Here is a 14412-nt window from a genome sequence, read left to right on the forward strand (position 1 = left end):
CCTTCGATACCCCGTTCAACGACACCGTCCGCGAGATGGTCTGCCTGGTCGAAGGGCCCGAGTGCGACGGTGAGACCTGGGTCGAGGCGGACCGGCCGGCCAAGCCGGAGCGGTACGACTGGGGCCTGGACCTCGGCTTGGTCCCCTCGGGCGGCGACAACGAGGAGAACAAGGCGCTGGGCCGGGAACTCGCCGCCGCCCGGGGGTTCACCGGGCGCGAATGGGAGTGCCTGGAGATTCTCTGGCATCACGAGAGCAACTGGAACCACCGGGCCGTCAACCCTAGCGGCGGCGCGGCCGGTATCCCGCAGCTCCATCCCGACGCGCACGCGTTCCCGCCCGGCTACCTCGACAGCGCCGAGGTCCAGATCGAGTGGGGCCTCGACTACATCGAACGGCGCTACAACACCCCGTGCGAGGCGTGGGCGTTCTGGCAGAACCCGTCCCCAAGCCTCCCCGGGTACAGCACCCACTGGTACTAGCCTCGGGCGGTCAGGCCGCCCCGCCACGTTCCACCCCCGACTGGAGTGTTCCGTCATCGCCGTTCCCGCCCCACCCGAATAGAGGCGGGGCGTTGCACAGGGACCCGCCGGGGCGTCGACCCGGCGACCCCCTGTGCGCCGTGGTCGTGCAGGGGGTCTGGGCCGCCCCGGGCGGGGGCGGGGTGGTCAGCCGCAGGGGACGTCCGTGTATTCGAAGAGGGGCACGTCGTGCCAGGTGTCGCCCTCGATGTAGCAGAGGCGGCCGGGGACGTAGTCCTGGGGTGGCGCGGTTGTGTGCCCCCACACCTCCTCAGGGGTCTCGTACTGGACGTAGCGGCCCGATGTGCCGTCGGCGTAGCGCTCCCCCGCGTCCTCCTCGGGCACGCCCGCGATGGTGACGGTGAACTCGGCCGTGGGCTCGTCGGGGGTGAGGGTGGCCAGTTCCTCGGCGGTGCCGGCGGTGTAGGCGTCGAACGCCGCGGCGAACCCGCCCTCCGCGCCGCCGTCGGCGCCATTGGGCACGAGGACGGTGAAGTCCTGGGAGTGCACCACGTAGGAGCCCTCGTCGTGCAGGTACTCGGCCCGCGCGCGGAAGGCGAGGTCGTCGCCGTCGCGGCGGGCGGAGGCGAACGCCACGGTGAAACGGGGGGTCCACTCGACGGTCGTGGAGCGGCCCGCCTCGCCGGGGTCCCCGGACAGGCTGGAGGTGGCGAGTTCGACGGTGTCGTTGGCGACGGCGTGGGTGCGGACACCGTCGACGGCGAGTTCGGCGCCGCGCGGCCCGCCGCGCTCCCCGCGCTCGGCGACGCCGGAGGGCGCCGACGCCGCGGGGGCGGGGCTCGCGGCGCCGCCCTCGGGGTCGGCGCCGCCGGCCGGCTGGACGCAGCCGGCCGCGAGCAGGGGGATGGTCAGGAGCGCCACGGCACGGGCGGTCCTCGCCATGTGGATCACCGGCCTTCGTCGGGGGTCGCCGCGGTCCGATTCTGGCAGAAGCGGCCCTGGCGCGGGGATGGACCGCCGACACCGGGGACCGCCGACACCGGGGACCACCGGTGGGCGGGGACCACCGGTGGGTGCGGGCCGTCGGTGGGCGCGGGCCGTCGGTGGGCGCGGGCCGTCGGTGGGCGGACGTCACCGGTGAGTGGACGACCGGCCGCGGTGTAGTGGTGGGGCTCGGCCGACCGCGCCAGTGGGCGCGCGGGCGGCCGGCGGACGGACGTCCGGCCGCGGCGGCCCGACCGGGCCCCGGTGTAGCGGTGCGGCTCGACCGACCCGCGCCACCGGGCTCAGGCTGCGAACGGCGACCGTCCGCAGGCGGAGAAGCGGCGGGACTCCGCAGCCTCGCGCCGGAGGGGCGTAGGGCCGTCGGCGGGTGGCTGTACCGCTGCGGCGGCCCGCCCCAGGCCCCCCGGCGTGGCTGTGGGGCCGCCGGACCCGCGCCGGTGGGTGGGGTCGGCTGGGGGGTGAGGTGGCCGCATGTGGCTGTAGCGGGATGGTTACGGGGTGGGGTTTCCGTCGGTAGGCTGCGGTCACTATGAAGCGTCTGCCGGTCCACGGAGCGGTGTGGCTGTCCGCCGCTCTCCTGCTGACCGCCTGCCAGGACGGCGCACCCGCGGAGCCGGAGCAGGAGGCGGCGCCCTCGCCGGTGGCCCCCGCCGATCTGGAGCCGGTCGAGCCGCCCGGGCGCCCCGACGCGCTGGCCGACCTGGTGGTCGAGCGGATGCGCGAGGCGCTGTCGGTGACCGTGCGGGTCACCGTGGAGCCCGCGGAGCCGGAGTCCGCCGACTCCGCGCCCCTGGAGGACACCGAGATGACGCTGCTGCTGTCCGACCCGCCCGCGGCGCGGATGACGGCGGTCGACACCTCCGAGGAGCGCCCGGCCACGAGCAACACGATCGTCGTGGACGGCGTGATGTACGTGCAGCTGGAGGAGGAGCCGCTGGTCGAGGGCAAGGACTGGATGCGGCTCACCCACGACGAGATCGACGCCGCGGAGGAACGGATCGGCCCGTTCGCGGAGATCTTCCGGCTCATCCACACCGAGACGGCCGAGACCCTCGACGCCGCGTCCGGCACCTCCAGCATGGACGTCGTGCGGCTGGGCGAGTTCGGCCCCGACCCCGCCACCGAGGCGTCCGAGGAGCACGGCGGCCTCACCCGCTACAAGGGCACCACCCCCACCGCCGACCTCGCCGACGCCGGGCACGAGGAGTACGCCGACCTGCTCGAGCTGAGGCTCGACGAGGTGTCCTGGGAGCTGCTGGTCACCGGCCGCGGTCTTCCCGTGGAGTTCACCGTCGGCATGGTCACCCCCGACGGCGAGGACGCCACCAGCACGGTGCACTACACCGACTGGGGCGCGGACGTGGAGATCGCGGCGCCGCCGGAGGACACCGTCGGCACGATCGAGGACAGCCTGGCCGGCGGCTGACCCGCCGCCGCGGGCGGCCGACACGGGCGCCCGCGGGCGCTATTACACGTGAACAGGGCCCGGGTCGTGGGCCCGGATTGGGCCTGGCCTTGGGCCCCTGGCCTCTGTTCGTAGGAGGCCCGACTTTTTTACCCTTCCCTTATGTCTGCTGACGTTCATCCCGAGGCCACCTCGCGGCGACCCCGGGGGCGCGTGCGTCCCGCGCCGCGTCAGCGCGACCGAGGCGCCGCCTTCTCCGAGTACGCCGCCGTCATCCTGCTGCTGGCGGCGGTCGCCGGCGTGGTCGTCGTGGCGGTGCCCGGCAGCACCGAGGACCTGTACGAGACCGCGATCTGCCGGATCGAGCAGCTCCGCGACGCCGCCGCGTGCCCCGACGGCGAGGGCGACGGCGGTGAGGACGAGGAGCCCTACCCGCACGACCTCAGCCCGGGCTACTGCGTGCGCGACGGCCGCGAGGAGCGCTACGGCTACGAGCTGGGCATCGGCTGGTTCAAGTTCGGCCAGCAGTACAAGTTCTCCCAGGAGGAGCTGTCGGACGGCACCGTCCTGGTGACCTTCCTGCCCGAGACCGAGGCCGGCGTCGTGGCCGGCGTGGGCTGGGACTTCGGCAAGGAGAACGCCCTGGCCACGACGGCCGACGTCGAGGGCTCGGTCTCGGCCAAGCTGGCGCCCGGCATGACCTACATCTTCAAGAGCCGCGAGGAGTTCGCGGAGTTCGAGGACGAGGTCGAGGCGGCCATCACCGAGGAGATGAACCGGCAGATGAACCCCGAGAGCCAGATCGGCCTGGGGATCGCCGACTGGCTGGGCGTCTACGACCCGCCCGAGATCCGCAACCCCGACGTGCGCAGCGGCACCATCAGCGGCAACGCCGATCTGGCCGCGGCCGTGGGCCTGTGGACCGGCAACAACGACGTCGGCAAGCCGACGCCCAGCGAGACCCTCGACGGCTACGACCTCAACCTCGGCGCCGACGGCACCGTCAGCTACAACCGGTCGATGAACGTCTCCCACATGTTCATGGACCCCGACAACCAGCAGACCTCCTACACGCAGAGCTTCACCGCGACGGGCAGCCTCGGCGGGAACCTGCTGTCGGCGCGCAACGGCGTCGAGGCCAGCTGGAACGGCGGCCAGCGCGTGGTGCGCAACGAGGACGGGTCGCTGGCCAGCATCCGGTACATGATGACCCTGCAGAACGCGTCGGAGTTCACCGAGCGCGGCCGCGCCGGCAACCGCGAGAACGGCGGCGGCGTCGCCGACCCGGACAAGGAGATCACGGCCGTCCGGCAGATGGTCCAGCTCGACTTCGACACCCCCGAGGAGCAGGCGATCGGCGAGCGGCTGCTCGACGAGCGCGGCCTGCTGCCGCCGGAGAGCGCCCTGGACTTCATGACCCCCGAGGGCGACGACCTCATCGGCCCCGACATGGACGAGCGCACCGGCGGCACGATCAACCGCGAGCCGGCCCCCGGGGCCCCCGACTGGGAGCGGTTCCTCTACGAGCAGGGCCGGGTCTGGCAGTACCAGATGGACGGCCAGAGCCAGGACACCGAGATCAGCGCCGAGCTCAAGCTGGGCCTGCAGCTCGGCGCCAGCGCCAACTGGGGCGTGGAGGAGCGCCACACGAGCCGGGCCGAGATCCTGGACCGCCCCCGCAACGGCGAGCGCGCCTTCATCGACTACCCTGACTGCCTCTCGCGGCTGCAGCCGCCGCAGGAGGAGGGCGAGTGACCCCGGCGGCCGGCCGGGGCACCCCCGGCTCGATCCCCGGCAGGATCCCCGGCTCGATGAGGAGGGCGGCACGCGCATGAGGGCCTTGAGGGCGGTACTCGCGGTACTCACGGCGGGCGCGGTGTGGCTGGTGGCGGTGGTGGCGACCGCGCTCGCCACCGCGAACCTGGGCGGCGCCGCCCAACTGGCCGAGACGTCCGGCCAGGTGCTGTGGACCGCCGTGCCGCAGGCGGTGACGTCGCTGCTGATGGTGGTCGCCGCCGGGCTGGTGCTGGGCCGCGACCGGGTGGCGGCGTCGTGGGCGGGGGCCGGCATCGCCGCGGGCCCGGCGGTGCTGCAGCTCGTGGCGGTGACCGTGGCCGGGGCGCTCGGCGACGCCGCCTGGCAGGTGGTGGTGTTCCGCTGCGCGGCGGGGGCGGCCGCCGTCGCCGTCGGCTGGTGGCTGGTGGCCGTCGTCGGCCGCCGCTGAGGCCTCCGCCGCGGCGTGCTCGGCGCGCCGCGGCCCCATGACCGGGACGCGCACCCCGCGCCCCGCACCCGGCGGGACGGAGCCGGGGGCGCCCCGCACGCCGCGCGTGCGGGGCGTCGGCGCGTCCGGGCCCCTCCCCCGGGCTCCCTAGCCTCGGTGGTCGGCGGCCCACCCGTACGGGGCCGCTGCGGCCTGCCGTCTCGGAGCCGCGCGGTGGGCCCATCCGCCCCTCCGCGCATACGACGGCGCCCCCGCCCGGGAGGGGCGGGGGCGCGGGGGCCTGCGGAGGGGCGGGGGTGCCGGGGTGGGACGGGGGCGGTCCCTCCTCGGCGGCCGCGGCTACTCCGCGGTGAACCCGATCATCGCGTAGTCGATCGACATGAGGCCGTTGGCGCCCCAGTTGGCCACGGTGTCGCGCACGGCGTAGGTGCCGGGGCGCTGGAACAGCGGCACCGCCATGCTCTGCTCCCACAGCAGCCGGTCGATCTCGTTGGCGATCTCGGCGTAGGCGTCCGGGTCGGTCTCCTCCGACAGCCGCTCGTAGGCCTCGTTGATCTCGTCGGTGGTGTGGAAGGCGAGGTTGTTGCCCCAGTTGACGTTGCCCTCGTCGTCCTCACCGACCGGGCCGGTGAAGTTCTCGGCGGAGTCGCCCGCGAACGGGGAGGTGGAGGTGTAGACGAAGGTGGTGGCGTCGTAGTTGCCCGGGACGATGTACTCCTCGAAGTACGCGGTGCTGGGGACGCTCTCGATGCGCACCCCGACCCCGATCTCCTCCAGCTGGGCCTTGGCGATCTCGGCCTCGTCGGCGGTGTTCTGCAGGTCCGAGGGGATCACCCAGTGCAGCTCCAGCTGCTCCCCGTCCTTGCTGCGGATCTCGCCCTCGGCCTCCTGGGTCCAGCCGGCCTCGTCGAGCATCTGCGCGGCCAGCTCGGGGTCGTACTCGCCGAAGCCCTCGCTGTTGTCCTGGAAGCCGGTCTGCGAGGACTTGATGAGCCGGTTGACCGTGGGGTCGGTGGTCCACTCGACGCCGCTCAGGGTGGCCTCGGCGAGCGCCGCGCGGTCGATGCCGTGCACGATCGCGTTGCGGACCTCGACCTCCTCCAGCAGCCGCCCCTCGCCGCCGTTCAGCGACAGGTGCCGGTAGGCGTTGTCGATGGCCTTGGTGATGCGGACGCCGTCGAGGTCCTTGAGCTCCTCGTAGTGCGCCGCCTCGTAGCCGAGGTAGTACCCGTCGATCTCCCCGTTGGCCAGGACGCCGGACAGGGCGTCGTTGCCGTAGCTGTGGAAGATGATCGAGTCCAGGACGGCCGGCTCGGCCCAGTAGTCCTCGTTGCGGTTGACCGTGACGGTCTCGCGGGTGTCGTCGAACTCCACGTCGCCGAACGCGCCCGCGGTGACCGGGAAGTCGCGCTCGTAGCCGGTGTTGAACTCCTCCGGGTCCTCCATGTACCGCTTCGGGTACAGGGGCTCGAAGAGCCGCGCCCACTCGGCGTAGGGCGAGGAGAACTCGATGACGACCTCGAACTCGTCGGCGCCCTCGCTGACCGATTCGATGAGCTCGTAGCCGGTCTTGTCGCCGATCTGGTACTCGGAGTCGTTCTCGCGCTTGCCGCCCAGGGTCTCCGCCTGCGCGGCGTAGTCCTCCCAGGTGATGGGGTCGCCGTTGGACCACTCGGCGTCGGGGTTGAGCGTGTAGGTCAGGGTGAGGCCGTCGTCGCTGAGGACGATGTCCGAGGCGTACGGCTCGTTGGGGTGGACCCCGCCGTTCTCGTCGTAGCGCACCGGGATGGGCATGACGGAGGCCGCGATGCGCTGCACGTTGGCCAGGTTGCCCTGGACGTGGCTCATGTTGTATTGCGTGGGGTACTCGTTGATGCCCCAGTTGAACGTGCCGCCCTCCTCCAGGTCGGCGCGGTCGACGGGGTTGATGTCGGTGGCCGGGATGTCGGCGAGCGTCTCCTGGTTGCCGCCGTCCTCCTCCCCGCCGCCTCCGCCGCTGCACGCTCCTGCCATGAGGGCCAGGGCCAGGAACGAGGCGGCGCAGGTGGCCGCTCGTCTGATTCTCATGGAACTCTCCTCGGAATTCTCTCGGGGGATCGACCGGGTGGGACCCGGCGAAGTCACAGGAGCTCGCGTTCCTCCGCGTAGTGGCAGGCGGCGGCCTGGTCGGCCGAACGCCCCCCGGCCGGGGTCAGCTCGGGTTCCCGCTCCAGGCAGAGGGCGCGCCGCGTGTCGTCGAGCGCGGCGAACTTCTGGCAGCGGGTGCGGAAGCTGCACCCCGACGGCGGTGCGGCGGGGTTGGGCAGGTCGCCCTTGAGCACGATGTGGCTCCGGGTCCGTTCCTTCTCGGGGTCGGGCACCGGGATCGCGGACAGCAGGGCCTGGGTGTAGGGGTGGGTCGGGTGGCGGTAGATGGACTCGACGTCGCCGATCTCGACGATCTTGCCCAGGTACATCACCGCGACCCGGTCGGCGATGTGCCGCACGACCGAGAGGTCGTGCGCGACGAACAGGTACGACAGGCCCAGCCGGGCCTTGAGTTCGTCGAGCAGGTTGATCACGCCGGCCTGGATGGACACGTCCAGGGCCGAGACCGGCTCGTCCAGCACCAGCAGGCGCGGCTCCAGCGCGAGCGCCCGGGCGATGCCGATGCGCTGGCGCTGCCCGCCGGAGAACTCCTGCGGGTAGCGGCTCGCGTGGGCGGCGTCCAGGCCGACGAGCGACAGCAGCTCGTGGACCCGGGAGCGCAGCCGCTCCTTGGGGTGCCCGTGGGTGCGCAGGGGTTCGGCGATGATCTCGAACACCGGCATGCGCGGGTCGAGCGAGCTCATCGGGTCCTGGAAGACGACCTGCACGTCCCGGCGGATCGCGAACCGCTCCTTGGCGGTGGACCGCCCCGACTCCTTGCCGAGCACCTCCACGGTGCCCTGCTGCGGCCGGTCCAGGCTGAGGATCTCCATGAGGGTGGTCGACTTGCCGCAGCCGGACTCGCCGACCAGGCCCAGGGTCTCGCCCTCGCGGACGTCGAAGGTGATGCCGTCGACGGCGTAGACGGTGCCCACGCGCCGCTTGAACACCGCCCCCTTCATCAGCGGGTGGTGCTTGACCAGCCCGTCGACGCGCAGCACGGTGGCGCGGTCGGCGCGCGGCACCGCCGCGGCGGCGGGTTCGGGGATCTCCGGGACGGGGTAGACGTCGCGGGCGGTCCAGCCGTGCTCCTCGATCTCGCCGGCGCGGACGCACGCCGCGGTGTGCCCCTCGCCGCCGACCGGGACGAGGGGCGGCTCGCCCGCGTCGCACGCCTCCACGGCCAGGGGGCAGCGCGGCGCGAACGGGCAGCCGGGGGGCAGGTCGGCGAGCGACGGCGGGTTGCCGGCGATGGGGATGAGCGGCGCCTTCTCCTCCTCGTCGAGGCGGGGCACCGACCCGAGCAGGCCCATGGTGTAGGGCATGCGGGTGCGGTAGTAGACGTCGTCGACGCCGCCGACCTCGACCAGCCGGCCCGCGTACATGACCTGGACCCGGTCGACGAAGCCCGCCACGACGCCGAGGTCGTGGGTGATCATGACGATCGCGGCGCCGGTCTCGCGGCGGGCGGTCTTGAGCACCTCCAGGATCTGCGCCTGGATGGTGACGTCCAGCGCGGTGGTGGGCTCGTCGCAGATGATGACGTCGGGGTCGTTGGCGATCGCGATGGCGATCATGACCCGCTGCCGCATACCGCCGGAGAACTCGTGCGGGAACGCCTTGGCGCGCTGGGCGGCGTTGGGGATGCCGACGAGTTCCAGCAGTTCGACCGCGCGCCGGTGGGCGTCGGCCCGGCCGATGCGCGGGTTGTGCACCCGGACGGCCTCGGCGATCTGGTCGCCGACGGTGTAGACGGGGGTGAGGCCCGACAGCGGGTCCTGGAAGACCATGGCGATCGCGGCGCCGCGCTTGGCCGACATGGCGCGGTCGCCGAGGCCGAGCAGTTCCTCGCCGTGCAGCCGGATCGACCCGGAGACGCGGGCGTGGTCGGGGAGCAGGCCCATGGCGGCCAGCGACGACACCGACTTGCCGGAGCCGGACTCGCCGACGATGCCGAGCACCTCGCCGCGCCGCACGCTGTAGCTCACCCCGCGGACGGCGGTGACGTCGGGGTTCCTGCCGCTGCCGGGGAACGTGACGTGGAGGTCGCGGACCTCCAGGACCGGGGCGTCGCCGGAGCCGCGGGGTTCGTCGACCGCGGGGTCCGTCTCGGTGGTCGTGCCGGTCATCTTCTCTTCCTCTCCGTTCCTAGGACCTGCGCTTGGCCTGCGGGTCGAGCGCGTCGCGCAGCCCGTCGCCGATCAGGTTGACCGCCATGACGAGCAGGACGAGCAGGCCCGTGCAGAACCAGAACGTCCAGGGGAACGCGAGTGACTGGGTGGACCCGTCGGCGATGAGCGACCCCAGGGAGACGTCCGGCTTCTGCACGCCGAACCCGAAGTAGGACAGCGAGGTCTCGGCGATGATGGCCGCGCTCACGTTGATCGTGGCGTCGACGATCAGCAGCGAGGACATGTTGGGAAGGATGTGCCGGAAGATGATCTTGTGGTCGGGGACGCCCATGTAGCGGGCGGCCAGCACGTACTCGCGCTCCTTGAGGGAGATGGTCATGCCGCGCACCATCTTGGCGGTGACCATCCAGGCCAGGGCGGCGAGCAGGATGACGAAGACGATGTAGCCCTGGCCGCGCAGCGCCGGGTAGAGGATCGCCAGCACCAGGAAGTTCGGCAGTACCAGCATCAGGTCGGTGATCCACATGAGCACCTTGTCGGTGGCGCCCAGGAAGTAGCCGGCGAACGCGCCGACGACGGCGGCCACCGCCGTGGTGAGGACGGCCGCGCACAGGCCGATGATGATGGACTTCTGCAGCCCGACCATGGTCTGGGTGAAGATGTCGCGGCCGATGCTGTCGGTGCCGAACCAGTGGTCGGCCGACGGCGGTTCGCGGCGGGCGAGGATGTCGGCCTCGGTGAAGTCCCACGGGCTGAGGAGCGGGCCGATCCAGGCCGCCGCGCTCAGCGCGAGGAGGATGCCGAGGCCGAACAGCACCCGCCGGGTGCGCAGCAGTTCGTACAGCACACCGGACCAGCGCCCGGGGACCCGTGCCTCGTCAACAGCGGCGCCGTCGGCGGCGCGTTCGACGGACATGCTCATGGGGTCGTCTCCAAGACTTCGGGGAGGGTGCGGGGACGCGGCGTCCGGGGGGTCCGCGCGGGGGCGGGGCCGGCGGCCGGGGTCGTGCGGGCGGGGCGCGGCACGGTCAGCTCACCCGGACCCGGGGGTCGAGCCACGCGTAGAGGATGTCGGAGAGGAACGACGCGGCCATGACGCACACGGCCATGAAGCAGGTGACGGCGGCGACGGCGTTGACGTCGTTCTGCACGATGGAGTCGACGACCCACGCCCCCATGCCGTGCCAGCCGTAGATCTTCTCGGTGAAGGTCGTGCCGGCGAGCAGGATGCCGAAGGTGAACGTGAAGTAGGTGATCGTCGGGATGAGCGCCGTGCGCAGGGCGTGCTTGAGCAGCGCAGCCCGGCGGGTGAGCCCCTTGGCCATGGCGGTGCGCACGAAGTCGGAGCCGAGCACGTCGAGCATCATGTTGCGCTGGTAGCGGCTGAACGCGGCGAACAGCGCGAGCGCCAGGGTGAGCGTCGGCAGGATGCCGTGCTGGAGGCGGTCGAACAGCATGCCCCAGAACCCGGCGTCGAGGCCGGCGGTGTACTCGCCGCCGTACTGGAAGTACTGCCGGCCGGTGAGGTCGTTGAACCAGCGGGCGGCCTCGCGCATGGAGACGGCGATGACCACGGTGGGCACCGCGAGGACCACGAACGCGATCGCGGTGGTGACCTTGTCGAAGGCCCGGTACTGGCGCACGGCGGCGTAGGCGCCGATGGCGACGCCGACGGTGCAGCCGACGACCGTGCCGACCACGATCAGCCGCAGGGTCACGCCGGCCTTGCGGGCGATCTCCTCGTTGACGCTGCGGTCGGTGATGGTCTGCCCGAAGTCGCCGGTGGCCACCCCGGCGGCCCAGGTGGCGTACCGCTCGGCGAGGGGGGTGTTGTCGTTGAGGTTGAGGTGGTCGAGCTCGCGCTCGATGGCCTCTTGGCTGGGGCGCGGCTGGAGCTGTTCGAAATTGGTGCGCGGGCTGAGGGTGGTGGCCGCGAGGATGTAGGCGAAGCTGGACGCTAAGAAGATCAGGACGAGATAACTCAGCAGTCTCCTGACCAGGAACTTGCCCAATTCGTTCCCCTACCTGTCGCCCGTTCGCCCTGGGTCGAATCCTCCGCCGCGGCCCGGCGGCCGCACACCGTGCGGGCGGCGCGAAACGCACGTGCGCGCACGGCGTCCAGGTCCGTCCCGTACCACCGCCGAGGGTCGGCTCCGGGTGGCGTCCGAAACGCGTGGGATCCGATTCACGGTCCGTGATCCGAATTCCCACGAGTCTGCGCCACGTGCGGACACCGCCCGGTCACCGCCACATCAAGAAAGCGCAACGAGGAGCTGATTTACCACATCAGGGCACTTCTCCGCATATTTCCAACGACCTGACCGCGGATTTCCGCGTACGGCTCACGATACTGCGCGTGAACGCGCCTGGACAGTGGCCCGGGGGCGGCGCGTCCGGCGGCGGCCGACGCCCCGCCCGGGCCACCGGGCCGCCCCGGCGCCGGGGCGGCCGGGCGGCCCGGCGCGGGTCAGGAGTCGCTGGAGCGCTTCCAGATGTTGACCCCGAGATCGGTGGCGTACCGGTCGATCTCGGCGAGGTCGTCGTCGCTCAGCCGGGGGGAGCGCACCGCCGCGAGGCTGTCCTCCAGCTGGGCCACGCTGCTGGCGCCGATGAGCGCCGAGGTCACCCGGGGGTCGCGCAGCACCCAGGCGATCGCGAGCTGGGCCAGGGTCTGGCCGCGCCGCTCGGCGATCGCGTTGAGCGCGCGCACCCGGCCGAGGTTCTCCTCGCTCAGCCAGTCGGCCGAGAACGCCTTGCCGGCGCGCAGCCGGGAGTCGGCCGGGACGCCGTCGAGGTAGCGGCCGGTCAGCAGGCCCTGAGCCAGCGGTGAGAACACGATGCACCCGGCGCCGACCTCCTCCAGGGTGCCGAGCAGGTCCTGCTCCTCGATCCACCTGTTCACCATCGAGTACGACGGCTGGTGGATGAGCAGCGGCACGCCCATCTCGCGCAGCAGTGCCGCGGCCTCGGCGGTGCGCTCGGCGGAGTAGGAGGAGATGCCGGCGTAGAGCGCCCGGCCGGAGGTCACCGCCGTCGCCAGCGCGCCCATGGTCTCCTCCAGGGGCGTGTCGGGGTCGAAGCGGTGGCTGTAGAAGACGTCGACGTAGTCGAGGCCCATGCGGGCCAGCGACTGGTCGAGGCTGGCCAGCAGGTACTTGCGGGAGCCGCCGCCGCTGCCGTAGGGGCCGGGCCACATGTCGTAGCCCGCCTTGGTGGAGATGACCAGTTCGTCGCGGTAGGGGCGGAGGTCCTCGCGCAGCACCCGGCCGAAGTTGAGTTCGGCGGCGCCGGCGGGCGGGCCGTAGTTGTTGGCGAGGTCGAAGTGGGTCACGCCCAGGTCGAAGGCGCGCCGGAGGACGGCGCGCTGCGTGGACAGCGCCCGGTCGTCGCCGAAGTTCTGCCACAGCCCGAGCGAGACCTCGGGCAGGGCCAGGCCGCTGCGGCCCGTGCGGCGGTAGGGCATGCGCCCGTCGTAGCGGTCGGGGTCGGCCCGGTGGACACCGGCCGCGGGGACGTCCAGCCGGGGGATGTTCGCTTCACGCACCATGGTCACATCATCCCATCCCGCCCCGCGGGGCCGAGGGCGCGGGCCGTCCCTTGGGGACGGCCCGCGCCGGTTCCGGTCCGCCGGGCTAACGGCCGATCTCGTGGCCGCGGGAGTGCCAGATCGACACCACCGAGGGCCGCGGGAAGTCCCCGTCGGGCCAGGTGCTGGTGGGCGACTCGACGGTGCCGTCCTCACCGGGGTGCTGCGGGGCGATGAACACCGTCTTGTTGTCCTTGGTGATGAACGGCCCGCAGCACTCGGCCTGCACCGGGACGGTGGCGAAGGTCTTCAGCTCCCCGCGGTACTTGCCGTGTATGGGCACGGCGTGCAGCGCGTCGGCGTGGCCGATGGTGCCGGGGGCGCCGTCGGTGGAGATCCACAGGTTGCCGTACTTGTCGAAGGCGACGTTGTCCGGGCAGGAGATCGGCGCGACCCGGGACTTGTCGTAGCCGGCGTAGTAGGTCGACGGGTCCTCGGGGTCCCCGCAGACCAGCGGCACGTCCCAGGTGAACCGGGTGGCGCCGGCGTCGTTGCGGCGCTCGGTGATCTCCAGGATGTGGCCGAACTTGTTGTTGGCGCGGGGGTTGGCCTCGTGGGCCTGCTCGGGCGTGCGCGCGGTGTTGTTGGTCAGCGCGCAGTAGACCTTGCCGGTGACCGGGTTGGGCTCGATGTCCTCGGGGCGGTCCATCTTGGTGGCCCCGACCGTGTCGGCGGCGAGCCGGGTGTGGATCAGCACCTCGGCGACGGTGAAGCCCTCGACGAAGCTCTCGGTGCTGCTGCACAGCGGGACCCACTCGCCGGAGCCGGCGAAGTCGCCGTCGGCGGGCAGCTCGCCCGAGCCGTCGATCTCCTCGGCCGGGCTGTCGCCGGTGAGCCGGGCGACGTAGAGGGTGCCGGAGTCGAGCAGCGTGTCGTTGTGCCGCCGCGAGCCCTTCCGGTACTTCTTGTCGCTGACGAACTTGTAGATGTAGTCGAAGCGCTCGTCGTCGCCCATGTAGGCGGCGACCCGCCCGTCGGCGGTGATCCGGATGTTGGCGCCCTCGTGCTTGAAGCGGCCCAGCATGGTGCGCTTGCGCGGCGTGGAGTCCGGGTCGAACGGGTCGATCTCGACGATCCAGCCGAACCGGTTGGCCTCGTGCGGGTGGCGGGCGAGGTCGAAGCGCTCCTCGACGCGGTCGAAGCGGCGGTTGCCGCGGCGGGTGTCGCCGCTGGTGGCGATGCCGTAGCGGGCGAGCGCGGGCTTGGCGTCCGCGGGGGCGGACTCGCCGCCCACGAAGTACTGGTTGAAGTTCTCCTCGGCCGTGAGGATGGTGCCCCACGGGGTGACGCCGCCGGCGCAGTTGTTGTTCATGCCGAGCACGCGGGTGCCCTCGGGGTCGGCCTCGGTGCGCAGCAGCTCGTGCCCGGCGGCCGGGCCGGTGAACTCCATGGGCGTCATCATGGTGATGCGGCGGTTGTAGCGGCGGCGGCCGCGGCGGACCGGCCGCCAG

11 protein-coding genes are annotated in these 14412 nt (G+C 72.3%); 4 read left to right on the forward strand and 7 right to left on the reverse strand.

What is annotated here, in order from left to right; translation table 11 throughout:
- Positions 1–482, forward strand: a 482-nt coding sequence (locus tag NT8_RS30020) for an aggregation-promoting factor C-terminal-like domain-containing protein (protein WP_067972975.1), incomplete at its 5' end; no start/stop codon positions are given.
- A gap of 186 nt (positions 483–668) precedes the next feature.
- Here NT8_RS30020 and NT8_RS22010 read toward each other — a convergent pair.
- Positions 669–1403: a hypothetical protein gene (locus NT8_RS22010; protein ID WP_245646274.1), complete on the reverse strand. Its 735-nt coding sequence runs from the start codon at positions 1401–1403 to the stop codon at positions 669–671.
- A gap of 613 nt (positions 1404–2016) precedes the next feature.
- Here NT8_RS22010 and NT8_RS22015 point away from each other — a divergent pair.
- The 3 genes from NT8_RS22015 (at position 2017) to NT8_RS22025 (ending at position 5116) form a co-directional block, all read left to right on the forward strand.
- Positions 2017–2913, forward strand: a complete 897-nt coding sequence (locus tag NT8_RS22015; protein WP_245646275.1) for a hypothetical protein — start codon at positions 2017–2019, stop codon at positions 2911–2913.
- A 141-nt stretch (positions 2914–3054) separates the two neighbouring features.
- Positions 3055–4647 (forward strand): hypothetical protein, encoded by a 1593-nt coding sequence (locus tag NT8_RS22020; RefSeq protein ID WP_245646276.1) that lies wholly within the window; start codon positions 3055–3057, stop codon positions 4645–4647.
- Positions 4648–4723: 76 nt separating this feature from the next.
- Positions 4724–5116 carry a hypothetical protein gene (locus NT8_RS22025; RefSeq protein ID WP_157515930.1) on the forward strand — a complete coding sequence of 131 codons (393 nt, stop codon included), beginning with the start codon at positions 4724–4726 and terminating at the stop codon, positions 5114–5116.
- A gap of 339 nt (positions 5117–5455) precedes the next feature.
- On the opposite strand, the gene NT8_RS22030 is transcribed toward NT8_RS22025, so the two are convergent.
- From NT8_RS22030 to NT8_RS22055, 6 genes are all read right to left on the reverse strand, one after another.
- A complete protein-coding gene (locus tag NT8_RS22030) occupies positions 5456–7183 on the reverse strand; it encodes an ABC transporter family substrate-binding protein (RefSeq protein ID WP_067972987.1) in 1728 nt (575 codons plus the stop codon).
- A gap of 53 nt (positions 7184–7236) precedes the next feature.
- The gene (locus tag NT8_RS22035) at positions 7237–9372 is read right to left on the reverse strand and encodes an ABC transporter ATP-binding protein (RefSeq protein WP_067972990.1); all 2136 of its coding nucleotides are present in this window, start codon (positions 9370–9372) and stop codon (positions 7237–7239) included.
- 19 nt (positions 9373–9391) lie between these two features.
- Complete coding sequence (locus NT8_RS22040) at positions 9392–10297, reverse strand: ABC transporter permease (protein WP_067972993.1); 906 nt, start codon at positions 10295–10297, stop codon at positions 9392–9394.
- Positions 10298–10403: 106 nt separating this feature from the next.
- A complete protein-coding gene (locus NT8_RS22045; protein WP_067972995.1) occupies positions 10404–11387 on the reverse strand; it encodes an ABC transporter permease in 984 nt (327 codons plus the stop codon).
- A 455-nt stretch (positions 11388–11842) separates the two neighbouring features.
- A complete protein-coding gene (gene mgrA, locus NT8_RS22050) occupies positions 11843–12922 on the reverse strand; it encodes an L-glyceraldehyde 3-phosphate reductase (RefSeq protein WP_067972998.1) in 1080 nt (359 codons plus the stop codon).
- Positions 12923–13007: 85 nt separating this feature from the next.
- Positions 13008–14412: PhoX family protein (locus tag NT8_RS22055; RefSeq protein ID WP_067973001.1), on the reverse strand; the 1405-nt coding region annotated here is incomplete at its 5' end.

This window comes from Nocardiopsis trehalosi NBRC 14201, from assembly GCF_001552555.1.
Classification (GTDB): domain Bacteria; phylum Actinomycetota; class Actinomycetes; order Streptosporangiales; family Streptosporangiaceae; genus Nocardiopsis_B; species Nocardiopsis_B trehalosi.